This is a genomic window from Amycolatopsis sp. NPDC047767, assembly GCF_040704195.1.
Lineage (GTDB): Bacteria > Actinomycetota > Actinomycetes > Mycobacteriales > Pseudonocardiaceae > Amycolatopsis.
Genome location: NZ_JBEYSJ010000005.1, coordinates 128,353 through 154,176, shown reverse-complemented (window position 1 = coordinate 154,176; position 25,824 = coordinate 128,353). Strand labels below are relative to the sequence as shown.

Genomic DNA, 25,824 nt, shown 5'->3' with positions numbered 1-25,824 from the left:
GCCGCCGGGGATCGGGGCACGGTCTCCGGCGGCGAGCCCGGCGTCAGGTCGCCAGCAGGACCGGCTGCGTCCCGAACGCCACGTCCACTCCCGTACCCGGCAGCAGCTCCGCCGCCGAGACGCTCGGGAGGTCGGCCAGCACCGCCGTGCCGTCGGACAGCAGCGCCGTCACGCGGGTGACCGCGCCGCGGAAGCTGTGGTCGGTCACCACCGCGCGGCCGTCCGAGGCGGCCACGAGCGTCACCGCTTCCGGGCGGACCAGGACCGTCACGGCGTCGCCGTCCGTGCGCCGGCCCGGTTCGGCCAGCACGAGCCGCTCCCCCGCCACGTCGACGGACGCGCCGCCGACCGCCACCACACCCGGGAGGCGGTTCATGGTGCCGACGAACTCCGCGACGAACGCCGTCGCGGGCCGGGCGTAGAGCTCGGCCGGGCTGTCGCACTGCTCGAGGCGCCCGGACCGCATCACGCCCACGCGGTCGGCGATCGAGAGCGCCTCCTCCTGGTCGTGGGTCACGAACAGAGTCGTGATGCCCACGCGCAGCTGCAGCCGGCGGATCTCGTCGCGCAGCTGCGTGCGCACGAGGGCGTCCAGCGCCGACAGGGGTTCGTCGAGCAGCAGCACGCGCGGCTCGATCGCCAGCGCGCGGGCCAGCGCCACGCGCTGCTGCTGGCCACCGGAGAGCTGGTGCGGGTAGCGCTTCTCCTGCGCCGACAGCCCGACGAGCTCCAGCAGCTCCTGCGCCCGCTTCTGCCGCGCCGCCGTGGCGACGCCGCGCAACCGCAGGCCGAAGGCCACGTTGTCGCGCACCGTGAGGTTCGGGAACAGGCTGTAGGCCTGGAACACCATGCCCATGTCGCGCTTGTTGGCCGGCACGCCGACCACGTCGGTGCCGTCCACCAGCACCTCGCCGGCGTCCACCGCCTCCAGGCCCGCGAGCACGCGCAGTGCCGTCGTCTTGCCGCAACCCGAGGGGCCGAGCAGGGCGACGAGCTCGCCCGGCGCGATCGTCAGGTCCAGCCCGTCGAGCGCCCGCACCTCGCCGAACTCGCGGCGCAGGCCGCGGAACTCGACCGACGCACCGGTCTTCGCCTGCGGAGTCTCCAGGACAGTTTTCACGCCACACCTCGCGAAGCCTTGCGGCGACCGGCCACAAGGGACAGGACGAACAGGAGCAGGAACGCGACCAGCAGCGACAGCAGGGAAACGGCGACGGACACGCCCGCCTCCGACTGCCCGGTGCTGACCGTCCACACGGGAAAGGTGTCCATCAGCAGGATGCTCGCCAGCGTGTACTCGCCCAGCACCAGCGCCAGGTTGAGGAACGCGGCACCGAACACGGCCGAGCGGATGTTGGGCACGATCACCCGCAGCAGCACCGTCGGCCACGAAGCGCCGAGGCTGCGCGCGGCCTCCACCAGCGTCGGCAGCGAGATCGCCGCCAGGCCCGCGTCAAGCGTGCGGTAGGTGAAGGGCAGCGCGAGGATCACGTACTCCAGCACGAGGATCACGGGCGTCCCGTTGATCACCTCCGGCGCGTCGCGGAACACCACGAGCACGCCGTTGACCAGCACGATCGGCGGGATCACCAGCGGCAGCAGGCTCACGCCCTCGATGAGGCGGCGCAGCTTCGGCTTGCGCAGGTGCACCCAGCTCACCGTGGGCACCATCAGCAGCAGCGTGAGCGCCACCGTGCCGGCCGCGACCCACAGCGACGTGCCGAGCGTGGGCAGCAGGTCCGGCTCGTCGAGGATCTTGCCCCAGGAGGCGAAGCTGTGCGTGTTGTTCACGTCGCGGAGGCTGAACTCCACCGACGCGCCCATCGGCACGAGGAAGTACAGGCCGAACAGCGTCAGCACGGTCCAGCGCAGGGCTTTGTTCCTCACGACAGCCACCTCGAAGCGCGCTTCTGCAGGTACGCGTAGATCGCCATCACCAGCGCGACCACCACGACCATGCCGAGCCCCAGCGCCTTGCCGAGGTTCTGCTGGTCGGCCACGACGTTGCCGCTCACCAGCGAGCCGATCTGGATCGGCACGAGCGGCACGACGCCGGTGGTCAGCGCGTACGCCGTGGCGTAGGCGGAAAACGCGTTGGCGAACAGCAGCAGCGTCGAGGCGAGGAACGGCGGCAGCAGCACCGGCACGGCGATCAGCCGGAAGTACTGCGCCCGCGTGGCTCCGAGGTTCGCCGCGGCCTCGCGCCACTGCTCGCGCATGCCCTCCAGCGCCGGGGTGAAGACGATCACCATCAGCGGGATCTGGAAGTACACGTAGACGATCGCGAGACCCGTGAACGTGAACAGGTTGAAGCCGCCGGCGTAGATGTCGAAGCCGAGGCCCGCCAGCGCCTTGGTGACGATGCCGATGCTGCCGAGCGTCGCGATGAACGCGAACGCCAGCGGCACGCCGCCGAAGTTCGCGAGCACGCCGGCGGCGCTCGAGACGACCTTGCGCAGCAGGCCGTCGGGCTTCGAGCCGAGCACCGCGTTGGCCAGGACGGCGCCGAGGATCGCTCCGGCTGCGGCCGTGAGCGCCGAGAGCTCGATGCTGGTGGCGAACGAGCGCCCGAACTGGTCGGCGAACGCCGCGGTGAGGTTCTCCGTGGTGAAGGCGCCGTCGTTGTCCTGGAACGCGCCGATGGCGACCATCACCACCGGCGCGCCGAGGAACACGCCGGTGTAGAGCAGGAACGGCAGCAGGCCGAGGTGGCCCGCCACCCACGAGAGCACGCGCCGCGCGGACCCGGGGCGCACGGGCGCGGCGGCGGGAGCGGCCGGGGCCACTCCCGCCGCCGCGGTGACGGTTTCGGCGGTCACGTCAGCCGAGCGCCTTGGCCCACTCGTCGGCCAGGACCTTCTTGGCGTCGTTGACCTGCGCGTCGGTGGGGAACTTGACGTCGCCCTCCACCTTCGGCAGTGCGGCCAGCGCGGTCTTGTCGGCCGTGCCGGCGGCTTCCATCTTCGGCAGGCGCGCCGGGCGCGAAAGGCCCTTCAGGAACAGGTTCTGGCCCTCGTCGGAGTAGAGGAACTCCTCCCACAGCCGCGCGGCGGCGGGGTGCGGGGCGGTCTTGCTGATGCCCTGGGCGTAGAAGTTCGAGTAGACGCCGTCACTCGGGACGGCGACCTTCCAGTCGACCTTGCCCTTGAGCTTCGCGGCGTAGCCGGCCTGCAGGTAGTCCCAGTCGAGCGTGATCGGGGTCTGGCCGCTCTCGATGGTGGCCGCGCTCGACTGCACCGGGATGAAATTGCCGGACTTCTTGAGGTCGGCGAAGAACTGCACACCCGGCTTGATGTCGGCGAACGAACCGCCGTTGGCCAGGGCCGCGGCGTAGACGCCGGCGAACGCCGCGCCCGCCTTCGTCGGGTCGCCGTTCAGCGCGACCTTGCCCTTGTACTCGGGCTTCTTGAGGTCGGCCAGCGTCTTCGGCGGGTTGGTGACCTTCGAGGCGTCGTAGCCGATGGAGATGAAGCCGCCGTAGTCGAAGAACCAGGAGCCGTCGTCGGCCTTCTGGCCTGCCGGGATGTCGTCGAAGGTGGCGACCTTGTAGGGCGCCAGCAGGCCGTCGGACGCGGCCGAGAGGGCGAACGCGCTGCCGAGGTCGACCACGTCGGGCGCGCGGTCCTGGCCCTTGAGCTGCTTGACGGCGTTGATCTCGTCCTGGCTCGCGCCTTCGGGGTTGGCCTCGTTGACCTTCAGGCCGTACTTCTTCTTGAAGGCGTCGAGGATCTCGCCGTAGTTGGCCCAGTCGTGCGGCAGGGCGATCACGTTGAGCGCGCCCTCCTTCTTGGCCGCGTCGACGAGCTTGTCCATACCACCGAGGTCGGCGGCGGACTTGGCGGTGGCGGCGCCCGAGCTCTGCTCCGAGCCCGACGCGCCACCCCCGCAGGCGGTGAGCAGGAGCGTGCCGGCGGCCGCGACGGCGGCCAGGGCGGCGAAACGTCTTTTCACTTGGTCCAGTCCTTTGATACCCGGGGTGGGAATGCCGAGCGAACAGTCCACGAAGGACACAGACGGGCCGTGAACCGGACGTGAATGCCGGGTGCCTTGATCATGCACGCTGGTCGTGCTTCGGCGCAGCGCGACGGTGCCGGTGCGGCCGGTGATCTTTGTGAACGTTGTGGTCACGAAAAAGTCGCCCAGTTTCCGGGATTCCCGGGAACTGGGCGACGATAAACGATCTCTTGCTCGTTCTCATGTGGACTGGGAACCGGTGCGCGCCGAGGCCGCCACCACGGCGCGCACCGGTTGTCTTCGGCGGTGGGCTAGGGGTAGCTCACCAAGTTCACCGGCCGCGTCCCGTCGGGCGTGGTCGCGCCCGTCGTGTTGATGACGTGGGTGATCGTGCCCGCGTGGTTCAGCGACACGGTGACCATGTCGTGGAACCGCACGCCCGGGGTGTTCGGCGCCTCGTACGCGTGGGCGCTGGCGACCGACGGGTTGGTGTTGAAGAAGCAGTAGCTGCCCAGGCCCCAGGCTTCGTGGCTGGTCACGTTCGGGCCGACCTTGTAGGCGGAGTAGCCCTGCGTTGAGCCGTTCATCCAGGCGGCCTGGTTGGGCACGTCGTAGGGCATCTCGTTCTGGAAGAAGTACGTGCGCCCGCCGTTGCCGTTCCAGACGACCTGCGTCTTCTGGTAGTGCTCGACGAACAGGCCGTACATGGTGACGTTGTTGCCGTTGACGGTCAGCCCGTTGTCGGCGGTGTTGGTGTTCCAGCCGACGAAGCTGTTGTTCGCCGCGTGGTCGGCGCGCCAGATCCACATGTGGTCGCCGATCACGTTGTTGCTGTTCACCACCAGGCTGTTGGTCGCCTTGCCAACAGCCGGGCCGCCGATGCGGAAGAACACGTCGTGCAGCGACGTCGGGTCGGCCGAGTGGTCGGCGGTCGAGCCGGGCGCGCCGACCTGCATGAGCGTGGTCGAGTTCGTCGTGCCGGCGTCGACGAGCAGGCCGGCGACCTTCACGCCGTTGACGTCGTCCACGTTCATCGCGGTGATGCCGTTGTCGGGCACCAGGGTCGCGATGCCGAGGCCCAGGACCACGGTGTCGGGGCGGGTCACGTGCAGGGTCTGGTTGAGGTGGTAGACACCCGGCGTGATCAGCAGGTTCTTGCCCGCCGCGAGCGCGGCGTTCATGTCGGCCGCCGAGGCGCCCGGCTTGGCGATGTAGAACTGGTCGATCGGCAGCGACGAGCCCGGCGCGGTGCCGTTGGCCCAGCTGGTGCCGGAGGTGTTGGTGCGCAGGGCCGGCACGAAGACCTGGTACTTGCCGGCGCTGTCGATGTAGAGGAACGGCTTCTCGCGCACCACCGGCGCCTGGCCGACTGTGGTGTAGGGCGGGCTCGGGAACGTGTTCTGCGGCGCGCCGTTCACGCCGACGAAGACCATGTTCCAGTTGGAGCCGTTCCAGCTGCCGAACTGCGAGTCGCGCGAGATCCACTGCTGCTGGGAGCCGGAGCGGACCTGGCCGTCGATCTTCGAGTCGGAGATCCAGCCGCCGCTGGCCCAGCCGCCGTCGTCGAGCTGCAGGTCACCGCGCACGTGCATGCGCCGGTAGGGCGCCGCCTGGCTCACCGCCCACCGGTCGGCCCCGCCGGTCGGGTTCACCGACAGGTTCTCGGCGCCGCGCCAGAAGTTCTGCGTCGCGTTCTGCGGCGGGAACCAGTCGGCCTCCACGTGCACGGCGCCGTTGATCGTCACGGCGTCGGGGCTGAGCCCGAGGCCGAGGACCTGCGTGTAGAAGCCGACGTTCACGTCGTTGGAGTACGTGCCCGGCTTGAACATCACGGCGTAGCGCTGGCTGCCGAACTGGTTCTTCTCCTGCTGGCTGAAGATGCTGTTCAGCCTGCTCTGGATGCTCGCGGCGGACATCGACGGATCGAAGATCACGACGTTCGGGCCGAGGTCCGGCTGGTCGGAGTCCGGAGGAGTTGTAGTGCCACCCACGGGAGTCATTGTGAACGACTGCGCACTGGTGTTATTACAGGTGTACTGCTGAAGCTGAACGCTGTCTGCGATAGAAGCACTCGGCACGTCGAGGCACTTGCCGCTGTTGCGGTTCACGAAGTGGTACGCACCACTCGCCTCCTGGACCGGCTGCCACTGCTGGTTGGCGCCGTTGGAGTACGACCAGAGCTGCACGAGCCCGCCGTCGTCCTTGGAGACGTTCGTGATGTCCCAGGACTGGGCCGGGTTGAGCTGCGTGTTCACGCGGACGTAGCCGTCGGTGGTGGGCTGGAACTGCCAAGCCTGCGATGCGGTCTGGTTGCAGCTGTACTGCTGGACGACGGTGCCGTTGGCGCTGGCGGCGGATTTGGCGTCTACGCACTTGCCGCTGTTGACGGCCTGCACGGTGTACCACTGATCGGGCGAGATGACTTGGGCTTGCGCCTGAGGTTGGGGCTGCGCTTGAGCTTGTACTGGGGCTTGGGCTGCCGGCTCCGCCTGCGACACCCCCGCATACCCACTCACCAGCGCGAACGCGGACAGCACCACCGTGCCCACTCTCCGCAATCCCATCGGAACCTCCTCCACCGCACCGCGGCGTTCGACGAGCAGGAAACGGCAAGGCTCATGCCCAAACATGAAGACGCGGCGTAGCGGGCGGGGACCTCGGCGTCACAACCGGGTGAAAATGTAACGGCGACCACACAGGGAGTCAATACAGAGCTAAAAATAAGTCATGAAGAGGCTCTTGAGCTGGGGTTTCTCGCGGTGTCTCGCGCCCGGCGATGACCTACACCGTTGTGGCACCGAGCAGCTGCTTGGCCAGACCACGGGCCCCGGCCCGAGTGGTTCCATCCGGGGAACGCAGGCCCGGCGACGCAGAAAACCCCTCCGACCAGCCGGAAAGCTGAAATCGAAGGGGTTTCTTCGAGAGTGGAGCTAAGGGGACTCGAACCCCTGACCCCCTCACTGCCAGTGAGGTGCGCTACCAGCTGCGCCATAGCCCCGAAGCGAAGGTGAACTCCGCATCTCGTGTGAACAAAGACTACACCCCGCCACAGGCCGCCTTCACCGGGGGGTCCACCAAGGCCCGAAGCCCCCAAAACCCCAGGTCGGACCATGCTTCCGTAACCCGCGGAGCATCCCACCCGGCCGGCGTGGGCCGGCGAGGAAGCGGCCCCGGCTCCAGTCCGCCACAACCAACTGCGTCGCGACACCTCACCGAACCATCGCGGAACGTGACACCACAGCCACCCGGCGCCCAACTCCCGATGAGGCCAACTCAGGCACCGGCGCCACGACGCCAAGTCCGCGCATCCTCCGCGAGCGAGACCCACCGCCGAGTCCATCGGACCATCCGCCCGCCGGGACCGCAACCCGCCACACCTTCACTAGATGCACGGGCCATCGAGCACTTCGTATTCACGCCATTCACCGACAACATACCGCTTGAAATACGTCTATCGCACGCTGGCGATGAATTGATACTCTCAAATATATCTCCTACCAAACAAGGCGCGCCGTCTGTTTTCCGGCGGCACATCCATTACCTGAATTTCAAATGTGGCAACTCGACCAGAAGGCCCCGACCTCGGCATATACAGCCGGATTCCAGTCATCACACCCTTCCCCGAAATGTGCAGCCGCAGCTGTCGATGGCCACTGACAGCGCTCGTTGTGCTACGGTGCCGGCAAATGGTCCGGAATTCACACAGGTTCCGATCCTGAAACGGCGGACTCGGTGGTCAACCGGCCTGGTTCCATCGGGAGCCGAGAGAATGGGGGCTGTCCGTGTCAAGGGAGACCAGCGGGCCCGGTGATCGTGTGCTCGGCAAGGTGGCGGTGCGGATCATGCCGTTCCTCGCGTTGCTGTACTTCGTGAACTACCTGGACCGCGTGAACATCGGGTTCGCCGGGCCCAATGGGATGAACGAGGACCTCGGGTTGACGGCGACGGCGTTCGGGTTCGTGTCGGGCATCTTCTTTCTCGGGTATCTCATCCTCGAAGTGCCGAGCAACCTCGCGCTGCACCGGTTCGGTGCGCGGCGGTGGCTGGCGCGGATCATGATCACCTGGGGTGTTCTCGCGACGGTGCTGGCCTTCGTGCCCAATGCGACCACGCTGGTCGTCCTGCGGTTCCTGCTGGGCGTGGCCGAAGCCGGGTTCTTTCCCGGCATCATCCTGTACCTGACGTATTGGTTCCCGGCCGCGCAGCGGGCGAAGGCCGTAGCGCTGTTCATGGTTGCGGTGCCGGTGTCATCCGCTATCGGGTCCACGGTCTCGAGCCTGTTGATCGCCGGTGGTCACGGGGTGTTCGGCCTGGACGGCTGGCGGTTCATGTTCCTGGTCGAGGGTGTGCCGGCGATCCTGCTGGCGTTCGCGACGTGGTTCTGGCTCACCGACAAGCCGGAAGACGCGAAGTGGCTCAACGCGAACGAGCGGCAGTGGCTCATCACCGAGCTGGAAAACGAACGGAAGGCGACCGTCGCCGAGCACCACTGGCCGCTGAAGAAGGCGCTCACGCACCCGCGGATCCTCGCGCTGGCGTTCGTGTATTTCGCCATCGCCTACGGGCTGTACGCGCTCGGCTTCTTCCTGCCGACGATCATCGCCGGGTTCGGCGCGGAGTTCGGCACGAAGCTCACCGTGGTCCAGTCCGGGCTGGTCAACGCGATTCCGTACGTGATCGGCGCGGTGGTGATGGTGCTCTGGGCTCGCCACGGCGACCGCACCGCAGAGCGCAAGTGGCACGTGGCGCTGCCGATGCTGGTCGGCGGCATCGCCATCCCGATCGCGCTGTACCTGGGCAATCCCTACGCCGCGATGGCCGCCGTGACGGTGTGCGCCGTCGGTGTGTGCTGTGCGCTGCCGACGTTCTGGGCGCTGCCCTCGAACTTCCTCGCCGGAGCTGCCGCTGCGGGAGGGATCGCGCTGATCAACTCACTGGGCAATATCTCCGGCTTCGCGGCGCCGTACATCACTGGCTGGCTGCGCGATCTGACCGGAACGCAGCGCACGGGCTTGTGGGTTGTCGGCGCTTGCATGGTTGCCGGGGCGATCGTCACCATCGCGGTAGGTGCCCGGCCACGCCAGTCAGCGGTGGCGGAGCAGAGCGACAGGTCCGCGCAGGGGTCGTAGGCCACCGCTCAAGCGCTACATCATCACGGCGAACATCGTCGCCATGCCCGCGGCCATCAGGGCCTGGGTGGCGATGGCGAGCTGGGCGCGGCTCGAGGCGAGTGGCTTGATGCGACGGCGGGCGAGGAGCTCCGAAAGCCACCACGCACCTGCGACGGCGGAGCCGATGGTGAGCAGCCAGTTCAGCAGGGTGATGAACGGGGACGTGCCGGTGGTGGTCGCCACAATGGGCACGTCGGTCATGTGCATTCCCGGCATGCGCATGACCGGCATCGGAGCACCGTGCCCCGCCAGCGCAGCCGGGGCCGGTGGCGGGCCGACGGTCATCGCGGTGTACATCCACGCCATCGCGAGCATCGTCAAGGCGTGGTAAGCGTTCGAGCGGCGATGGCCGGCGACCCGCGCGGCGGACGTGATGAACCACAACGCCGCCAGTAAAGAGAACAGCACAAACCCCGTCGTCGGAAGGGCGGCGCCGGGCGGCCAGGCCGTCAACGCCATCGCGAGACCCATGAGCGCGTGCAAGGAATGGCCGACGACGCCCTGCCAAGGCAGGCGCCCGACGGCGATTCCGTGCACGCGCTCGGCCGCGCAGAGGGCGAAGAGCGCGGTGAGGACCCACCGGAGAACGGGGTCGTGGATCATCGGGCGAGGGCGCGGGTGACGTGGTCGGTGATGCGGGAGTACATGCGGCGGATCGTGTCCGTCTCGTTGGTCATGATGTCGTAGCCGTGGTCCACATCGGACACCTCGATGTACTCCGCGAGCGCGCCGGCCGCGGAGAGCTTGTCCGCGTACTGCTTGGCCTCGTTGCGCAAGCGGTCGTACTCCGCGGCGATGACCAGAGCCGGTGCGATGCCCGCGATGCCGTCGGCGTTGTCGCCCCAGGCCGGGGAGACGAACCGGTGGCGGCGGACAGCGCGGTCGGGCACGTAGGCGGTGTCGAAGACCTCGCAGAGCCACGGCTGCAGCACGGCTTTCGAGCCCAACGGCGTCGGCTTCCGCGACGGCGGGGTGACGATGTCGAGCGGCGGGTAGTGCAGGATCTGCAAGGAGATCGCGGGCCCGCCGTTCTCCAGGGCCATCCGCGACACGGCCGCGGACAGGTTGCCGCCCGCGCTTTGGCCGCCGACGCACAGGCGGGTGCCGTCCCAGTCGCGCTCGGGTGCCGACGCCCAGCGGACCACGTCGTAGAACTGTTCGACTGGCGTGGGGAACCGCGTTTGAGGGGCCAGCGCGTAGTCGGTGTTCAGCACGACAACACCGGCGTGCGCGGCCAGAAAGCGGCACCAGGCGTCGTCCTGTTGGCGGTGCCCCACGACAAATCCGCCGCCGTGGGCGTTGACGTAGACGCCGGGGACGCCGGCGTCCGACGACGGCGGGAAGTACAGCGTCGCGGCGACCGGACCGTGGCGAGTGTCGACGCTGATGTCGGTGGTGCGGACAGTGATTTCGGGGAACCGAGGTTCGCCGGCGGGGTGGATCGCCGAGTTGATCTTGGCGGCGAACCTGCGGGCGACGATGTCGGCCACCGGCCGTCGCGACAGTACTGACATGAATCCTCGTCTCGTTTAAGATCCGGTCGCGGCGACGGTCAGCCCTGGTGCTGCCGGGCGCTCGGGTGGCGCAGGTGATCGCGAGCCACGATCTCCTCCGGCTCCAGCATCGTGATCATCTCCACGCCGGGAGCGCAGATGCACACGGCGACGAACCGCGCCCAGGAGTCCGGGTCCGGGTTCGCGACCTGGTAGTGCACGACGTCACCACCGGGCTCCCAGAACGCCTCACCCGCAACGATTTCCCGCGGCTCCTCGCCTTCCAGCTCGAAGAAGATCTTGCCTTCGGTCACGTAACCGAATACCGGTCCGGAGTGGCGGTGCGGCGCGAGGCCCGGGTCGGCCGGCGGGAGCTCGACGAGCTGCGTCATCGCGTGCGAACCCTCCGGGATCGCGGGCGGAGTGGCGTGGAGGAGATCGGTGACCTGAACGTTTCCCTTGGCCAGCATGGCTGTTTCCTTTCTTCGAGGACGAGCGCGAGGTGCGCCCGATCCGGGTTCAGACAGTGGTTGCGGTGTGGCCCAGCAGTTCGCCGGCCGCGCCGAAGGTGTGCTGCGTCGGCTGTGCGCCGGTCCGGTCCAGCCCGAAGACCGCCCCGTACGCGCGCAGAGCCGCGAGGTCGCGGTGGTCGGCAATGGTGACGGAGGCGGAAGGAGCCGCCTTTTCCCGTGCGGCGAGGACGTAGATCTCGGGCCGGAGCTCATAAGTCGTGCACTCGTCAGTACCGGTGAGACCGGCCGAGGGGCCGGACACGCAGCGCCACGAGTTCGCGTTCGGTTCGACGTGGACGTGCTCGTAGCGGCTTCCGTCGCCGTAGGTCCACCGCACTCGCCGGCCCAGGAGCGCGGCCGTGGGTGCCGGTTCCGTCCCGCTCGTCGCCAGCCCCTCGATGAGGCCGGGCAGGAACGTGTGCCGCACCCTGGCCCGGTCCTCGATCGTGCTCACGACGGCCAGGCTGCGCCCGTGCTCGAAGTCGAGGACGAGGCTGACGGCCACGTCGGGCACGTCCACCTGGTGGTGGAACTGCGTGTACACCAGCCCATCCGCGATCTCAAAGGCCTCGTAATCGTCGCGCCCGGACAACGCCGGGTGCGGGTCGCCGGGTCCGGGTTCGTAGCTCCAGTCGAGAATCGTCGCGCCGAAGCGATGCACCACGCGGCTGCCGTACGAGTTCGTGAACACGATCTCGCGACCGGCCACAGTGGAGTGTCTGGTCATGGGTGCTTTCTCCGTTCTTCTTCGGACCGCGAACACCGGGTCAGGTCAGGACGGGTTCTTTTCGACGTCCCAGCTGACGTGCAGCGCTTCCGGGCCCCGGAACGAGGTGTTGGGCACGTAGTGGAACTCCTGGTGGTCGAGCGTCATGTGCGGCAGGCGCCGCGTGAGCTCCTCCAGGTAGATGACCATCTCGAGCCGCGCGAGGTGGTTGCCCAGGCACATGTGCGTGCCGGCGCCGAACGCGATGTGCGCCTTGGCGTCCCGGTCGATGTCGAACCGTTCGGGCTCCTCGAACACCGCGTCGTCCTGGTTCGCCGACGCGATCACCATGAGGATCTTCGCGCCGGCGGGAATCGTCACATCGCCGACCTGCACGTCTTCCTTCGCGAGCCGCCGCCACGCGGCCACGGAAGGGTTGAGCCGCAGGCATTCCTCGACCGCGCCGGGGATCAGCGAAGGCTGCGCGCACAGGCGCTCCCACTGGTCGCGGTTGCGCAGCAGCGTCACGACGGCGTTCGCGGTGGCGTTCGTCGTGGTTTCGTGCGCCGCCATCGCGCCACCCATGACGTTCGTCTGCAGCCAGGTGTCGGAGATGACGTCCGGGTGTTCGCGCTGCATCTTGATCGCGTGGCCCAGCCAGCCGGGCGGGTCGTCGAGCTCCTTCAGTTTCCCGATGACCCGCTCACCCATCGCCCAGAACTGGCCCAGGCCGTCGGCGGCGCGCACCTGCTCCTCGGGGCTCGGCCGTCCCCAGACGAACTCGGTCATCGACGTCGCCAGCCTGCGCACGGTGTCGACGTCCTCTTCGGGAATCCCCAGGAACTGCAACGCGACCAGGCACGGGATGTCCCAGAGCATGTCGGCGATGAGGTCGGCGTGGCCGCGCTCGATGAACCGGTCGATGTAGTCGTTCGTCGTCTGGCGGATGTAGGGGGCGAGGGGGTCGATCCGGTCGGGCATGAACGCCGGCGCGTTCAGCCGGCGGTACTGCCGGTGCATCGGCGGGTCGGAATCCGCGAGCACGGGGCAGGGCGCGAAGTCGTACTTCTCGAGTTGCGCGCCCGCCGCTTCGGACGGGGGCGTGACCGGCGTCAGCGTAATCGCCGCGGAGAATTTGTTGAACTGGCTGAAAACCGATTTGACGTCTTCGTGCCGCGTGACGACCCAGTAGTCCGAGTCGTCGTTGTAGAACACCGGCTGGCTCTCGCGGGCCCAGGCCAGCGACGCTCCCGGGTTCTCCTGGTATTCACGGTCGAAGAACGAAAAACCCGCGGCCGTGTGCGCGACCGGGCACCCGGTCACCGGTTCGTTGCTGCTGACAGCGCTGTCCATGGGCAGCCTTCCTCTCTTCGGTGTGCGGTCAGAGATCGAGCTGGATCTTCGGACATGCGGCTCGGCTGATGCAGATCATCAACGTGCTGTTCTCTTCCTGCTCCTCAGGACTGAGAACCGAGTCGCGGTGGTCCGCCCGGCCCGACACGATGTTCGTTTCGCAGGTCCCGCACGTGCCTTCCGAGCAGGAGAACGGCGCGGGAATGCCGGCCGCCCGCGCGACGCCGAGAATCGACTCGTCCGGCCCGACGGAAACTGTGATCCCGCTTCGCACGAATTCGACTTCGAAATTGTCGAGGACGGCTTCGTCGAGCTGAGGCTTGGGAGTGAACCGCTCCAGGTGGATCTGGCCGGCGATTCCGAAGTCCGCAGCCATCTCCTCCACCGCGCACAGCAGACCCTCCGGGCCGCACCCGTAGATCGCGGTGCCCGGGAAGACTCCGGCGAGGATGCCCGCGAGATCGATGCGGCCGTGCGTGTCCTCCGGAACCAGCGTCACGCCGTCGCGGTGAGCTTGTTTCAGGTCAGGGGCGAACGCCATGTTGCCCCGGCTGCGGCCGCCGTAGACCAGCGACCATTCGGCGCCCGCCCGATCGACCGACTCGATCATCGGCAGGATCGGGGTGATGCCGATTCCGCCGGCGATGAACAGGTACTCGGGCGCTTCGACGAGGCGGAAGTTGTTGCGTGGCCCCCGAACGGCGATGTTGTCGCCTTCGCGCACCTCCTGGTGGACGCGTGCGGAGCCACCTCGGCCGTCGGGCTGGTGCAGCACGCTCACCTGCCACGAACGAAGGTCACTCGGCCTGCCGCACAGGGAGTACTGCCGGACCAGGCCCGGTCCGAGCACGAGGTCGATGTGCGCCCCCGGCGTCCACGCGGGGAGGTCGCGACCGTCGGCGCGGACGAGGGTCAGCTGCGTGATGGTGTCGGTGATCGGCGTCTTCGCCTTGACTTCCACCACGAGGTCGTCGTGCGCCTGTGTCTCGGGGTCCGCCCACCGGGGCTGTTGACCGGAGTGTCCGGCCTCGAACTGCGATGCCATGGGGACTCCTTCGGATTTCGCCGGGTGCCCCGACGTGTGCTTCGTTGCACCACCGCACGCCGGCGGCTCGGCCGGTTAGTGCGTCGCTGACTGGCAGCCCTTGTAATCTCCGTCACTGTGGGAGCACGCACATGGGGGAGATCACGGGAGGCGGTACGGAAGTTACGGACGTCCGTACCGAGCGCAGCCGTCGAAACGGCCCTGACCTGCGAGGTCTAGTACCGCAACGGAAGGTGGTGGATTCGCGGCCCGGTCAGAGCGACTGCGCGATGTACCAGGACGCGATCTGACTGCGCGAGCTGAACCCCAGGCGCGTCATGATGTTGTCGATGTGGCTTTCCACCGTGCGCGCGGAGATCACCAGTGCCGCCGCGATCTGCGGGCTGGTCAGCCCTTTCGAGATCAACGCGGCGATCTCCTGTTGCCGGCTGGTGAGCACGGGTGATTCACCCTCGGGAGCCCGCTCGGCGAGCTGCTCCGCCAAGGCGTAGGCGATGATCCCCGTCGGAGATCGCTTGGCCCCCGCCTGCATCGCCGTGGTCAGGGCGCGGGCCGGCATGGTCCGTTCGAGCTGAGCGAGACACGCGGAGTGGAAGCCGGTGAGCTTCGGCCCGAACGCCACCAGCTCCGTACCCGTGCGCTGCCACAGGCTTCGGGACGCGCCGAGCAGCTGTGCCGCGCGCTCGCACTGCCCGGTCGACGCCGCGATCCAGGCCAGCAGCTCGGTCATCAACGCGGTGCCCAAGGACGGATCGAAATCGCGGTGGTCGCGAAGCGCGTCGACCGCAGTGGTCTGCGCCGCCGCGCAGTCGCCGCGCAGCCACTGGTCGAGGCCTTGGCTCCACTTCAGGTAGGACCGCGCCCAGCGTTCGTCGCGCTGACGGCACACGGCCAGCGCCGACGTGCTGACGGCGATCGAGTCCGCACTGCGGCCGGCGAGGGAAAGCGTGACGGCGTACTCGAACGACGCCATCAGCCATTCCGGGGTCTCGCCGACGTCCGCCAGCTCGCGCAGCGCGACCTCGAAGTGCTTCTCGGCTTCGGCGAGGTCGCCACGAAGCTGCGCGGCGAGTCCCCGCAGACCGCGGCACTGGGCCGCCGCGTCCGGCAGGTGCAGCCGCACCGCCAGCGCTTCGCACTCGTCGAGACGCTGCACGGCCGCTTCCTGGTCGCCTTGCAGCAGGCCGACTCTGGCGGCGACCCACAGGGCTTTCGCCCGAGCCGCACTGGGTGCGCGGTCGCCTTCGGACGCGTCGAGCGCTTCGTCGGCCCAGCTGCGGCCCTCGGCGATGTACCCGTCGGCGTACCAGCGGTAACGCAGTCCGGCGACCAGCTCGAGCTGATAATTTCCGCCCGGGGCGGCGGTTTCGAAGGCGGCGCGGAGGTTTTCCCGCTCGACGCGCATCCACCTGGCCGAGGCGGCTTGCTCGGGCCCGCTCCACGACCGTTCCAGATCCTTCACCACGTCGAGGAAGTACTGCCGGTGACGGACGCGGAAGCGCGCCGAGTCGCCGGTGCGCTCGAGGACCTCTGCGCCGTACGCGCGGATGGTCTCCAGCATCCGGAAGCGCCTCGACGATTCCTGGTCCTCGACGTTCAGCACGGACTGGTTCACCAGCGAGCTCAGGAGATCGAGGGTGGCCTCGCCGTCGTCGCCGCACACGCCTTCGGCCGCCGTGAGGTCGAAACTGCCCGCGAAGACGGAGAGGCGCGCCCACAGCCGGCGTTCCGCTTCCGTGCAGAGGTCGAAACTCCAGTCCACGAGCGACCGGAGGGTCTGCTGGCGCGGCGCCGCCGATCGGCTGCCGACGGTGAGCAGCCCGAACCGGTCCGACAACCGGTCCAGGATCTGGTCGAGCGAAAGGATGCGCATCCGGGCGACCGCCAGCTCGATGGCCAGCGGAATTCCCTCCAGCTGAATGCACAACCGCGCCGCTGCGGCGGCGTTGTGCGCACCGAGGGCGAACCCGGGGGACGCGGCCACGGCCCGTTCCTGGAGCAGCCGGATCGACTCGAACTGCGCCAGGGCCTCGAGACTGACCGGCTCCGCGTCGTCGGGAACGGTGAGCGGGGGTACCGGGTAGAGCAGCTCCTCCGTCACGGTCAGCGACGTTCGAGTGGTGACCAGGATGCGGGCCGCGGGCGCGTGTCGCAGCACTTCGTGGACGACGTGGGCCGCCCCGGCGAGAACGTGTTCGCAGTTGTCGAGGATGAGCAGGATCTCGCGATCGCGAAGGTGGTCGACCAGCTTCGCGGTGGCGTCGCGGTTCGACTGGTCCGCGATCCCCAGCGCGTGGATGACCGCTGTCGGCACGTCGCCGCCGTCCGCGACGGACGCGAGCTCGACGAAGTACACCCCGTTTTCGAAGAGGTGGTTCATCTCGTCGGCGAACTGCAACGCCAACCGGGTCTTGCCCACTCCCCCCGGGCCGATCAAGCTCACGAGCCGGCCGGCCGCCAGCCGGTCGCGGATTTCCTTGCGCTGCTGACGCCGGCCGACGAAGCTCGTCGCGGTGAAGGGAACGTTGCCGCTGCGGGCTCTCGCCTTGGCCACGGCACCTCCACGGGTCGGCTGGACGATCAGGCAAGCGCTGCCCGGTCGACGGTTCTGCCCATGATGAGTTCGAACCCGATGGGGGTCAACCTGCGCCCGTGGTGCCCGGCCCGCTCAGTGGCCGCGGGCGATCCACTCGTCCAGGTGCGGTGATTCGTCGCCGACCGACGTGCCGTCGCCGTGTCCGGTGTGGACGCGGGTGTCCGCCGGCAGGACCAGCAACCGGTCGCGGATGGACGAGATGATCGTCGGGAAGTCCGAGAACGAGCGGCCGGTCGCGCCGGGGCCGCCGGCGAACAGCGTGTCGCCGGTGAACAGGGCGCCGGCCTCGGGCAGGTGCAGGCAGATCGAGCCGGGTGAGTGCCCGGGCGTGTGGATGAACTCCAGCGCCGTGCCGGCGACCGCGATCCGTTCGCCGTCTTCCGCGCGCCAGAACCGCTGCCCGCGATGGGTCAGCTCCCACAGCTCCTGGTCCGCCGGGTGCAGCAGCACCGGCGCGTGGAGGTGCTCGCCCAGCTGCGGGGCGACGGTCACGTGGTCGTTGTGGCCGTGGGTGCACACGATGCCGACGACGTTGCGGCCGCCGACGGCCTCGGTGATCGCCTTCTCGTCGTGCGCGGCGTCCACGACCACGACCTCGTCGTCGTCGCCGACGAGCCAGACGTTGTTGTCGACGTCCCACGTACCGCCGTCGAGCTCGAAGACGCCCGACGTGACGACGCGGTCGATCCGGAACGCGCCGCTCACAGGATCACCACCGACCGCAGCACCTCGCCCGCGTGCATGGTGTGGAAGGCCTTTTCGACGTCGTCGAGGGAGATCCGCTCGGTGACGAACTTGTCCAGCGGCAGCCGGCCCTGGCGGTGCAGGTCGATCAGCATCGGGAAGTCACGCTCCGGCAGGCAATCGCCGTACCAGGACGACTTCAGGGAGCCACCGCGGGCGAAGAAGTCCAGCAGCGGCATCTCCAGCCGCATGTCCGGCGTCGGCACGCCGACGAGCACCACGGTGCCGGCCAGGTCGCGGGCGTAGAACGCCTGCTGCCACGTCTCGGGGCGCCCGACCGCGTCGATCACGACGTCGGCGCCGAAGCCTCCGGTGAGCTCCTGGACGGCGGTGACCGCGTCGGTCTCGGCCGCGTTGACCGTGTGCGTCGCGCCGAGGTCGCGGGCCCAGGCGAGCTTCCGGTCGTCGCGGTCGACGGCGATGATCGTCGTCGCGCCGGCGAGGCGGGCGCCCGCGATCGCGGCGTCGCCCACTCCCCCGCAGCCGATGACCGCCACCGAGTCCCCGCGGCCCACGCCGCCGGTGTTGACCGCTGCGCCGAGCCCGGCCATCACGCCGCAGCCGAGCAGGCCGGCGACCGCCGGGTCCACGGTCGGGTCCACCTTCGTGCACTGCCCGGCGTGCACGAGGGTCTTGTCCGCGAACGCGCCGATGCCCAGCGCCGGGGTCAGCTCGGTGCCGTCGGTCAGCGTCATGCGCTGCGTCGCGTTGAACGTGTTGAAGCAGTACTGCGGACGGCCGCGCTTGCACGCCCGGCACTGCCCGCACACCGCGCGCCAGTTGAGGACGACGAAGTCGCCCGGCTTCACGGACTCCACGCCGGCACCGACGCTTTCGACCGTGCCGGCGGCTTCGTGGCCGAGCAGGAACGGGAACTCGTCGTTGATGCCACCTTCGCGGTAGGTCAGGTCGGTGTGGCAGACGCCGCACGCCGCGATGGCGACGACCACTTCACCGGGGCCGGGGTCCGGGACCACGATGTCCGTCAGCTCGACCGCCGCGCCCTTCGACCGGGCGATCACCCCGCGCACCTGCTGTGGCATTTCCCTGAAACCTCCGTTGGTCACCGGCCCGAGGCATGCGCGGCAACGCATGCCTCACGCGACCCTAAAACGGGTGATCGCGACTGCGACCTGGTCGTTGGTCGAGGGAAACCTGGTCTTCCGGCCAGGGCCGGTGGTCGTTATCGTGGTTCCGGTGTCCGATCCCACCGAGCTGACCGACCTGCGGGAGGTCGTCGAGGGCCCGCTGCGCGAGATCGCCGCGCGGTTCTCGAAGTTCCTCGCCGAGCGCTGGCCGCACCAGGCGCTCGTCATCTTCACCCTCGAGTGCACCGGGCGTCCGCGCAAGGTCGCCGGCGCCACGGCGATCACCGAGAAGATCACCATCGCCGAGCTCGAGCAGCTCAAAGCCACCGTGCCGCCCGACAGCCAGACGACCACCCACGCCGAGCTGGGCGGCGCCGACCGGACCGTCTGGGCCGCCCTCGACGCCGGCGGCACCCTGCTCGCCCTCGTCCCGCGTTCGCCGCGGGCGCGATGCCCGCAGCCGGCGCTGCTGGGTGCGCTGTTCGGGATCGTCGCGACCTCCATCCGCCAGCAGGTCGCCCAGGCCAGCCCCGACTACCTGGCCGAGTCCCGCGCGGCCTCGACCGAACGGGCCCGCACGATCGCCGAAATGGCCGCGGCCCACGAAACCGCGCTCGTCACGATCCTCACCGCGCTGCGCTCCACCCGCCTGGACGACCACCACGCCCGCCTCGCCGCGACCGACGCCGCGTCGGCCGCGCTGGTGGCCCTGCGCTCGGCGCAGACGTCCGACCTGGCCCTGTCCGAAGAGCCGGCCCACAGCGCGTTCACCAGGCTCCGCCGCGAAGTCCGCCAGATGCTCCGCCACCACGACGCCGAGCTGGAGTTCGTCACCCCACCGAAGGACGCGCACCCGCTGCCCGGCGAAATCGCCCACGCCGCCCGCGCCATGACCTGCACGGCGGTGCTGGCCTTCACCACCCAGCCCGAGCTGACGCGCCTGCGGATCGCCTGGTCGACCGACTCCACCACGCTGTACCTCGACATCCGCGACCGCGAATCCGGCCACCTCGACGCCCCCGCCCTCCGCCGCCAGCTCGACGGCCGCGCGAAAACCCTCGGCGCGACCGTCGACGTCGACGCGGTCCCCGGCTGGGGCAGCCGCGTCGCCATCGCTGTGCCGTTCGAGCCCGCTTCGGATCAGCCGGATGACGCGCTGCTGTCTGCGCTCAACCGACGTGAGCTGGAAGTGCTGCGCCTGGTGTCGAGGGGGCGGCGGAACAAGTCCATTGCCGAGGACCTCGGGATCACGGAGAGCACGGTGAAGTTCCACGTGGCGGGGGTGTTGAAGAAGCTGGAGGTCAGCTCGCGCGGCGAGGCCGCGGCGCTGGCGTTGGCAGCGGGGATCACTACGGCTGACTGACTTGGGTGCGAAGGAGCCCGCTCTGGCTCAGCCCCTGTTCCCGCCCCGCTGCAGCAATCCACTCAGCTCGCCGGCGAGCGCGACCGACGCCTCGATCTCGGCCTTGCGGATGGACACGCTTTCCACCAGGAAGCCGAAAGGCAGACCGAGTTTGCGGCAGAAGGCGATCAGGTCGCGGGCGGTCGCGAGGCAGTGTGCGTAGGACTCGGCCAGCGTGTCGTCGGCGTGGCGCAAAGAATTTTCCAGCCACCGTGGGACGTGGACACCCAGCCACTCGAGGAAAGCCAGTGTCTTCACCGAGCCGCAAACCGACAGGGTGAACAGGACCGGCTTCGGTTCGAGGTGCCGCTCACGGCAGGCGTAGTAGTAGTCGGAGACCATGCTCTTCGCCGCGTCGGAGCTGTAGACCACCTGCGAGATGAAGTACGTGCAGCCCGCCTGCTGCTTGCTGATCAGCCGCAGGTGTTCGTCGGGGCGTTCGGTGATGGCGACGCCGCCGAGCGGCACGTCCGGGCGCGCGTCCCGGCGCAGCGCCTGAGCCTGGGACAGGCGCGTCCGCACCTCCTTGTCCTTCGAGGACGCGCCGACGAAAACGGTGAGCACGCGGTCGGTGTCGGCCGCCTGCAGCCAGGTTCGCAGCTGCGCCTCGGTGTACTTGCCGACACAGCGGTAAATGACCGCCGCGCGGTTCCACTCGCCGAGGTACTCCTCGTGGTACACGGCGGGATCGAGGGTCGGCAGGTACGGAAACGGCCGCTCCGCCGGGTTGCGGTCGCTCTCGTCGTCGATGTCGTACAGCGCGAGGCCGTCCACGTCGAGGGAGTCCAGCCGCGCCAACGTCGCCGCGGTGATCTCCCGGATGCGCTCGGGGGCGGCGCTCAGGCGGGGCGGCGTGATGCCGAACAGCAGGATCTCGCTTCGGGCGTCGGTCATCAGCGTCCGGAGAGAGGCGTTGTCGCCGTGGTCCACCATGGCGCGGAAGTTAGCAGCTCGGCCATCGGACGGTGGGCCATGGCCTCGACGGCTCTGCGGACGGGACCGCGAGCCGTCCGCGGCAGTGTCCACAGTGGCCGAGGCCACGCTTCGCGAGGTGTGTCCGAAACGTTGCCGTCTCGTGCCACTCGGGCCGTAACGACCGGAGGCGGTCGCCGATGTTTTGCGGCGAGGCCGACGAGGTTGGGTGGTACACAGTGGACGAGTACGACATCGAGAACCATCCGGACCTGATGGACCCGGACTGGCAACGGCACGCCGAGAAGGAGGCATGGGTCAATCTGCGGCGCAGACGCGGCCGTGCGAAGTGGCGCAAGCGGTTGACGACCTCGGCGCTCGTGGTGGTTGTCGTGGCGGGGGCGGGCGTCGGGCTGTACGTGTGGGGGAAGTCGACGTCCGAGAAGACCACCGATGCGGATCTCGGCGCGCCGGAGTCGGTCGTGACGACCGAGGCGGCGCCGACCGACCTGCCGCAGGAGGGGCACGTCGATCTCACGCGGCCGTTCGACGGCACGCCGGCACAGAACTGGGCCGAGGGGATCGCGGGGCTGACCGTCCCGGCGGCGGTGAAGGTGGGCGCGTTCTCGGCCAAGCAGGTCGGGCAGGCCGAGGACCAGGTGAAACAGGCGATCGCCGTGGCGCAGTTCGACCCGGACACGCTGGATCGCCACAACCCGGCCAAGTACGCCGCACTGGTCGCGCCGGACGCGAGGCCGGACGTCAAGGCCCACCCCGACGGTTACGTGATCTTCCTGGCGGACGGCTATCACCTGCTGCCCGTCTCGCCACGCATGACCGGGGCGATGACCGTGAAGCCGGGCAAGCCCGGTGAACTGCTGATCCACGCGTCCTACGTCGTGGCCTACGCGTTCGACCCCGGCGACCACCCGGTCGACGGCCCGGGCGACCTGGACCCCTTCGTCCGCGTCGACGCCGACTACACGGTGCGCAGCGGGTCGCACTGGCTGGCGTCGAGCCGCGGGCTGTGGGTGGACAAGTTCAGCTCGTACTTCGACAGCGTCGCGTGCACGAATGACGACAAGCTCACGCCCGCGTTCAGCGACCACGACTACTTCGCCACGTCCGTGTCCCCCGAGCCCGGCCGGTTCGACCCGAGCAAGCCGATGCCCACTCAGGACAACTGCCACGGCACCCCCGGCTAGACCACGCCGGCCTCGATCAGCTGTTGCCAGATCACGCTTTGGTCCACGACTTCGACACCGAGTTTCTCGGCCTTCGTGAGCTTGCTCGCTCCGACGTCGGCCCCGGTGATGAGCAGGTCGGTGCTCGCCGAGACCGACGACGCGGTGGTCGCGCCGGCCTGTTCGCACAGGCGCTGGAAGGTCGGGCGGGGCACTTTCTCGCCCGACCGCGGGTCGCTGATGCCGCCGGTGATCACCACCGTCTTGCCGGCCAGCGGCGCGCCGGCGGCCACGACCGGCGGGAGGTCTTCTTCCAGGACGTCGAGCGAAACGCCGCGCTCGCGCAGCCGTTCGAGCTCGGGCCGCAGCCGCGTGAGGTGCTCGATCAGCGACGCGGCGACCTTCGGCCCGATGTCCTCGACCGCCACGAGACCGTCTTCCCCGGCCTCGGCGACGGCTTCCAGCGAGCCGAAGCCCGCGCGGCACAGCCGGGCCGCGGTGCCTTCCGACGCCATCGGGATCGCGAGCCCGATCAGGGCGCGGCGCAGACCGACGCGGCGGCTGGCGTCGATCGACTCGATCATGCGCGTGGCCGAGACCTCGCCGATGCGGTCGAACTCCAGGAGCCGTTCCTTGGTCAGCCGGTAGAAGTCGGACGGGTGCTCCAGGATGCCCATCTCGGCCAGCCGTTCGATCCACACCCCGCCGATCGCGTCGATGTCCGCGGCGGCGCGTGAGGCCCAGTGGATCAGCCGGCGCACGGTCTGGGCGGGGCAGGCGACGTTGGTGCAGAACAGTTCCCGGCTGTTGCCCTGCTCGGTCAGCGGCTGCTCGCACGACGGGCACTGCGTCGGCGGAACGATCTCCCGCTCCGCGCCCGTGCGCTTCGACGCGTCGAGCACGCCGGCGACGAACGGGATCACGTCGCCCGCGCGGCGTACCAGCACCGTGTCGCCGATCTTGATGCCGCGGGCGCGGATCACCTCCTGGTTGGCCAGGGTCGCGCGGGTGACGGTGGTGCCGCCCACGAACACCGGCTCCAGCCACGCGACCGGGGCGATCTTGCCCGTCTTGCCGACGTCCCAGACCACATCGGACAGCACCGTGGTCTTCTCCTCGGCGGCGAACTTGAACGCCAGCGCACCCCGCGGTGAGCTGGACCGTGTGCCGGCGGCGGCGTAGGCGTCGCGGTCGGCCAGGCGCAGGACGGCACCGTCGAGGTCGTAGTCGAGATCGTTGCGCTGCTGCTCGATCTTGGTGATGACCGCCTGCGCGGCCTCGGCGTCGGCGCAGCGGCGCATGTCGGCGGCGGTGAAGCCGAGCGTCTGGAGGGCGCGCGCGAGGTCGGTGTCGGCGCTGTCGGGGTCGGTGTCCAGGTCGAAGGCGAAGAACCGCAGGCGCCGCTCGGCGACCGTCGCCGGGTCTTTCGCCCGGAGGGTGCCGGCGGCGGCGTTGCGCGGGTTGATCAGCGGTTTGTCGGGGTGGGCGGTGTTGTAGGCCGCGAACGTGGAGCGCAGCATCACCGCCTCGCCGCGCACCTCGACGCGGCCGGGCGCCTCGACCTTGTCGGGCACGCCGTCGGTCAGGGCCCGGACGAGCACGGTCACGTCGTCGCCGGTCGTCCCGTCGCCACGGGTGACGGCACGCGCCAGGCGGCCCTGCTCGTAGACGAGGGCCAGCGACAGGCCGTCCAGCTTCGGCATCACCACGACAGGCTGCCCGGGGAAACGGTCGAAGAACGCCGCCACCTGCTCGGGCTTCGTCGCCTTCTCCAACGACAGCATCGGCCGCGAATGCCGGATCGGCGCGTGCAGCACCGCCGGCGCACCCACCTGTTCCAGCGGGTTCGGGTCGGGCGCCAACGCCGGGTTGGCCTCGATCAACCCCCGCAACTCGTCCTCGACCACGTCGTACTCCGCGTCCGCCACCACCGGCGAGCCCCGGTAGTACGCGTCGCGCAGCACCACGATCTGATCGGCGAGTTCCTGAATCCGCTTCCGAGCATCCACGGCTGAGGACGCTACCGGGGCGCACCGACAGAAGTGAGGCTGTGGCTCTTCACGAGCCGGGTGATTTTTCGCCGGTGAAGGGTTCGTGCGCGTCAGTACCCGGCCGGATCGTGTTCGGTCCACACAGCGTGGCCGGCAGGCGGCAGCGCGCGATCGCCGTCGAGCTTCTCGACGTGCGGGGCCTTTCGCCCGGCGGAGGGCATCGTGGTCGCCGCCCGGGTCGGGCGCGATCCGAGCCCGACCCCAAGTCCATTATGGACGGTCAGCCGATCTTGATTCGTTTCGCGGAAACACCGCGCCGGTACGGCAGAAGCCAGTGCAGCAGCAGTCCCGACAGCGCCGAGACCGTCACGGCGCCCGCCGAGCCGAAGATCGTGAACTGCTCGTCCACCTTGATGCCCGCCGAGGCGGTGATGACCCAGCCCAGGCACCACAGCACGGGCGTCACCACGGCCCACGCCCAGCGGTGGCGCGCGGCGCGGGGCAGGGCGGCCACCTGCGCGCCGCCCAGGACCACGCCGGTGAAGGCGCCCATGATCGCCAGGTCGGCCGTCGAAGTCCCGTAGTCGACGGCGGCCGCGCCGACGAACAGGCCCGCGCCCATGCCGAGGGTGGTGGCGGGGATCCAGCGCACCGGGTCGAGCCGCCGGCGGCTGACGAGGACCTGGCCGGTGCCGACGACCAACCCGGTGACCGCACCGCCGAACAGCGCGGCCAGCGGGCTGTCGACCCGGCCGACGACGGCGCCGCCCGCCACGCCGCCGAGCGGGAAGGCGAGGAACCCGACCGTCCAGAGCACCCAGGTGGCCAGGAACGAGTTGCGTGTCATGGTCGCAGCCTCCCCACCATCGTCACGCCGAACTGCCGCCGCGCCCTCCACATGGCGGTCATGGCGGCCCGCGTGGTCGCATCACCGGTGACATAAGAGGCGGCGAGCGGCGGGACCACCGCGAAGGCGATCGCGCCCGCGAGGAAGAGGCCGCCGGTTGTCTGACTGACGCGGGTGGACGTGCCCGCGGTGGTGACTGCCATGCCGGCCCCCTCTGGGCGCGCTGTGGACGCCGTCGGATCACGGTACGTTGCCGGGTCCCGGGTCGTGGTCACCCAGGGAGACGGCCGGAGGGTGCGACAACGGCGGTGTGGATCCCCGGGGCCGCAACGAATCCGCAGGACGGCGGTGGCATCCGGGCGCGGGCGCCGGGTACCGGTCACCGCCACAAAGCCGGAGTTTTCACGGCGGTCGCCGTAGGGTTCCGGGCGTGCGCGAAGACGATGGCCGGACCGAGCGAGTCGCGAGGATCGTGATCACGGCGCTGGGCGGATTCCTGATCGCGCTCGGAGTGGCCGCTGCGATGGGTCTTGCGTTCCTGATGAGCCTGGCGCACAGCAATCGTGACTTCGCCGGCTCCGGTGGAACGTTCACGGCGTTCGGTCTCGCGGCAGCCTGGACGATCCTCGCGGGAGCGGCGGCGATCCGCGTGTCCCGGCGGGCCCGCACCCGGGCGGTCTGGCTGGCCGGCCTCCCCTGCATCGCACTCGGCGCGGTGCCCGCCGCGGTCGTCGCGGTCGACGTGGTGTTCCTCATTCCCGGCTGAGGTTCACGAACGAGGACCGCTGCTGTCCGCGATCGGAGCTAGCGTCGCGCAGGTCGGAAA

At 69.3% G+C, this 25,824-nt stretch carries 22 protein-coding genes and 1 tRNA gene; 4 read left to right on the top strand and 19 right to left on the bottom strand.

Features of this window, described 5'->3' with window-relative positions; genetic code table 11:
- Positions 1-43: 43 nt before the first annotated feature.
- The 6 genes from AB0878_RS11775 to AB0878_RS11750 form a co-directional block, all read right to left on the bottom strand.
- Complete coding sequence (locus AB0878_RS11775; protein ID WP_366578995.1) at positions 44-1,120, bottom strand: ABC transporter ATP-binding protein; 1,077 nt, start codon at positions 1,118-1,120, stop codon at positions 44-46.
- The gene (locus AB0878_RS11770) at positions 1,117-1,887 is read right to left on the bottom strand and encodes an ABC transporter permease subunit (protein WP_366578993.1); all 771 of its coding nucleotides are present in this window, start codon (positions 1,885-1,887) and stop codon (positions 1,117-1,119) included. The genes AB0878_RS11775 and AB0878_RS11770 overlap by 4 nt, the downstream gene beginning before the upstream one ends.
- Complete coding sequence (locus AB0878_RS11765; protein WP_366578991.1) at positions 1,884-2,819, bottom strand: ABC transporter permease subunit; 936 nt, start codon at positions 2,817-2,819, stop codon at positions 1,884-1,886. The genes AB0878_RS11770 and AB0878_RS11765 overlap by 4 nt, the downstream gene beginning before the upstream one ends.
- 1 nt (position 2,820) lies before the next feature.
- Positions 2,821-3,951, bottom strand: coding sequence for an ABC transporter substrate-binding protein (locus AB0878_RS11760; protein WP_366578989.1), 1,131 nt, complete (start codon positions 3,949-3,951; stop codon positions 2,821-2,823).
- 314 nt (positions 3,952-4,265) lie between these two features.
- Positions 4,266-6,518, bottom strand: coding sequence for an RICIN domain-containing protein (locus tag AB0878_RS11755; RefSeq protein WP_366578987.1), 2,253 nt, complete (start codon positions 6,516-6,518; stop codon positions 4,266-4,268).
- A 361-nt stretch (positions 6,519-6,879) separates the two neighbouring features.
- Positions 6,880-6,952, bottom strand: a tRNA-Ala gene (locus tag AB0878_RS11750).
- An 844-nt stretch (positions 6,953-7,796) separates the two neighbouring features.
- On the opposite strand from AB0878_RS11750, the gene AB0878_RS11745 reads away from it, so the two are divergent.
- Positions 7,797-9,083 carry an MFS transporter gene (locus tag AB0878_RS11745; protein WP_366579353.1) on the top strand — a complete coding sequence of 429 codons (1,287 nt, stop codon included), beginning with the start codon at positions 7,797-7,799 and terminating at the stop codon, positions 9,081-9,083.
- Positions 9,084-9,098: 15 nt separating this feature from the next.
- Here the strand turns inward: AB0878_RS11745 and AB0878_RS11740 are convergent, their stop codons facing one another.
- The 9 genes from AB0878_RS11740 to AB0878_RS11700 all read right to left on the bottom strand — a co-directional run bounded on the left by AB0878_RS11740 (position 9,099) and on the right by AB0878_RS11700 (position 18,617).
- Entirely contained in the window at positions 9,099-9,728 is a 630-nt protein-coding gene (locus tag AB0878_RS11740; protein ID WP_366578985.1) for a DUF5134 domain-containing protein, read from the bottom strand.
- The gene (locus AB0878_RS11735) at positions 9,725-10,639 is read right to left on the bottom strand and encodes an alpha/beta hydrolase (protein WP_366578983.1); all 915 of its coding nucleotides are present in this window, start codon (positions 10,637-10,639) and stop codon (positions 9,725-9,727) included. The genes AB0878_RS11740 and AB0878_RS11735 overlap by 4 nt, the downstream gene beginning before the upstream one ends.
- A 38-nt stretch (positions 10,640-10,677) precedes the next feature.
- Positions 10,678-11,088: a cupin domain-containing protein gene (locus AB0878_RS11730; RefSeq protein WP_366578981.1), complete on the bottom strand. Its 411-nt coding sequence runs from the start codon at positions 11,086-11,088 to the stop codon at positions 10,678-10,680.
- Positions 11,089-11,137: 49 nt separating this feature from the next.
- Positions 11,138-11,857: a MoaF C-terminal domain-containing protein gene (locus AB0878_RS11725; protein WP_366578979.1), complete on the bottom strand. Its 720-nt coding sequence runs from the start codon at positions 11,855-11,857 to the stop codon at positions 11,138-11,140.
- Positions 11,858-11,902: 45 nt separating this feature from the next.
- Complete coding sequence (locus tag AB0878_RS11720) at positions 11,903-13,189, bottom strand: cytochrome P450 (protein ID WP_366578977.1); 1,287 nt, start codon at positions 13,187-13,189, stop codon at positions 11,903-11,905.
- A gap of 28 nt (positions 13,190-13,217) precedes the next feature.
- Positions 13,218-13,970: a PDR/VanB family oxidoreductase gene (locus AB0878_RS11715; RefSeq protein ID WP_366578976.1), complete on the bottom strand. Its 753-nt coding sequence runs from the start codon at positions 13,968-13,970 to the stop codon at positions 13,218-13,220.
- A gap of 517 nt (positions 13,971-14,487) precedes the next feature.
- Positions 14,488-16,788, bottom strand: coding sequence for a LuxR C-terminal-related transcriptional regulator (locus AB0878_RS11710; protein ID WP_366578974.1), 2,301 nt, complete (start codon positions 16,786-16,788; stop codon positions 14,488-14,490).
- Between the two features lie 114 nt (positions 16,789-16,902).
- Complete coding sequence (locus AB0878_RS11705; RefSeq protein WP_366578972.1) at positions 16,903-17,535, bottom strand: MBL fold metallo-hydrolase; 633 nt, start codon at positions 17,533-17,535, stop codon at positions 16,903-16,905.
- Positions 17,532-18,617, bottom strand: a complete 1,086-nt coding sequence (locus AB0878_RS11700) for an S-(hydroxymethyl)mycothiol dehydrogenase (RefSeq protein WP_366578971.1) — start codon at positions 18,615-18,617, stop codon at positions 17,532-17,534. Before AB0878_RS11700 ends, AB0878_RS11705 begins: the two co-directional genes overlap by 4 nt.
- Positions 18,618-18,771: 154 nt before the next feature.
- Here AB0878_RS11700 and AB0878_RS11695 point away from each other — a divergent pair, with 154 nt between their 5' ends.
- A complete protein-coding gene (locus AB0878_RS11695; protein ID WP_366578969.1) occupies positions 18,772-20,025 on the top strand; it encodes a LuxR C-terminal-related transcriptional regulator in 1,254 nt (417 codons plus the stop codon).
- Positions 20,026-20,052: 27 nt separating this feature from the next.
- Here AB0878_RS11695 and AB0878_RS11690 read toward each other — a convergent pair whose 3' ends face one another.
- A complete protein-coding gene (locus AB0878_RS11690) occupies positions 20,053-20,997 on the bottom strand; it encodes a 5,10-methylenetetrahydrofolate reductase (protein WP_366578967.1) in 945 nt (314 codons plus the stop codon).
- A gap of 218 nt (positions 20,998-21,215) precedes the next feature.
- Between AB0878_RS11690 and AB0878_RS11685 the strand changes: the two genes are divergently transcribed.
- Positions 21,216-22,181 carry a hypothetical protein gene (locus AB0878_RS11685; protein WP_366578965.1) on the top strand — a complete coding sequence of 322 codons (966 nt, stop codon included), beginning with the start codon at positions 21,216-21,218 and terminating at the stop codon, positions 22,179-22,181.
- On the opposite strand, the gene ligA is transcribed toward AB0878_RS11685, so the two are convergent.
- The 3 genes from ligA to AB0878_RS11670 form a co-directional block, all read right to left on the bottom strand.
- Positions 22,178-24,169 (bottom strand): NAD-dependent DNA ligase LigA, encoded by a 1,992-nt coding sequence (ligA, locus tag AB0878_RS11680; protein ID WP_366578964.1) that lies wholly within the window; start codon positions 24,167-24,169, stop codon positions 22,178-22,180. The two genes, AB0878_RS11685 and ligA, sit on opposite strands and share 4 nt — an antisense overlap.
- Before the next feature lie 262 nt (positions 24,170-24,431).
- Positions 24,432-24,998 (bottom strand): hypothetical protein, encoded by a 567-nt coding sequence (locus AB0878_RS11675; RefSeq protein ID WP_366578962.1) that lies wholly within the window; start codon positions 24,996-24,998, stop codon positions 24,432-24,434.
- A complete protein-coding gene (locus AB0878_RS11670; RefSeq protein WP_366578960.1) occupies positions 24,995-25,201 on the bottom strand; it encodes a hypothetical protein in 207 nt (68 codons plus the stop codon). The genes AB0878_RS11675 and AB0878_RS11670 overlap by 4 nt, the downstream gene beginning before the upstream one ends.
- A 227-nt stretch (positions 25,202-25,428) precedes the next feature.
- Here AB0878_RS11670 and AB0878_RS11665 point away from each other — a divergent pair, with 227 nt between their 5' ends.
- Positions 25,429-25,764: a hypothetical protein gene (locus AB0878_RS11665; RefSeq protein ID WP_366578958.1), complete on the top strand. Its 336-nt coding sequence runs from the start codon at positions 25,429-25,431 to the stop codon at positions 25,762-25,764.
- The last annotated feature ends 60 nt before the right edge of the window (positions 25,765-25,824 follow it).

Excerpts from the sequence above, each read along its gene's own strand:
- AB0878_RS11755 (WP_366578987.1), bottom strand. The coding sequence starts at position 6,518 with ATGGGATTGCGGAGAGTGGGCACGGTGGTGCTGTCCGCGTTCGCGCTG.
- AB0878_RS11745 (WP_366579353.1), top strand. The coding sequence starts at position 7,797 with ATGCCGTTCCTCGCGTTGCTGTACTTCGTGAACTACCTGGACCGCGTG.
- AB0878_RS11740 (WP_366578985.1), bottom strand. The coding sequence starts at position 9,728 with ATGATCCACGACCCCGTTCTCCGGTGGGTCCTCACCGCGCTCTTCGCC.
- AB0878_RS11735 (WP_366578983.1), bottom strand. The coding sequence starts at position 10,639 with ATGTCAGTACTGTCGCGACGGCCGGTGGCCGACATCGTCGCCCGCAGG.
- AB0878_RS11730 (WP_366578981.1), bottom strand. The coding sequence starts at position 11,088 with ATGCTGGCCAAGGGAAACGTTCAGGTCACCGATCTCCTCCACGCCACT.
- AB0878_RS11725 (WP_366578979.1), bottom strand. The coding sequence starts at position 11,857 with ATGACCAGACACTCCACTGTGGCCGGTCGCGAGATCGTGTTCACGAAC.
- AB0878_RS11720 (WP_366578977.1), bottom strand. The coding sequence starts at position 13,189 with ATGGACAGCGCTGTCAGCAGCAACGAACCGGTGACCGGGTGCCCGGTC.
- AB0878_RS11700 (WP_366578971.1), bottom strand. The coding sequence starts at position 18,617 with ATGCCACAGCAGGTGCGCGGGGTGATCGCCCGGTCGAAGGGCGCGGCG.
- AB0878_RS11690 (WP_366578967.1), bottom strand. The coding sequence starts at position 20,997 with ATGGTGGACCACGGCGACAACGCCTCTCTCCGGACGCTGATGACCGAC.
- AB0878_RS11675 (WP_366578962.1), bottom strand. The coding sequence starts at position 24,998 with ATGACACGCAACTCGTTCCTGGCCACCTGGGTGCTCTGGACGGTCGGG.
- AB0878_RS11670 (WP_366578960.1), bottom strand. The coding sequence starts at position 25,201 with ATGGCAGTCACCACCGCGGGCACGTCCACCCGCGTCAGTCAGACAACC.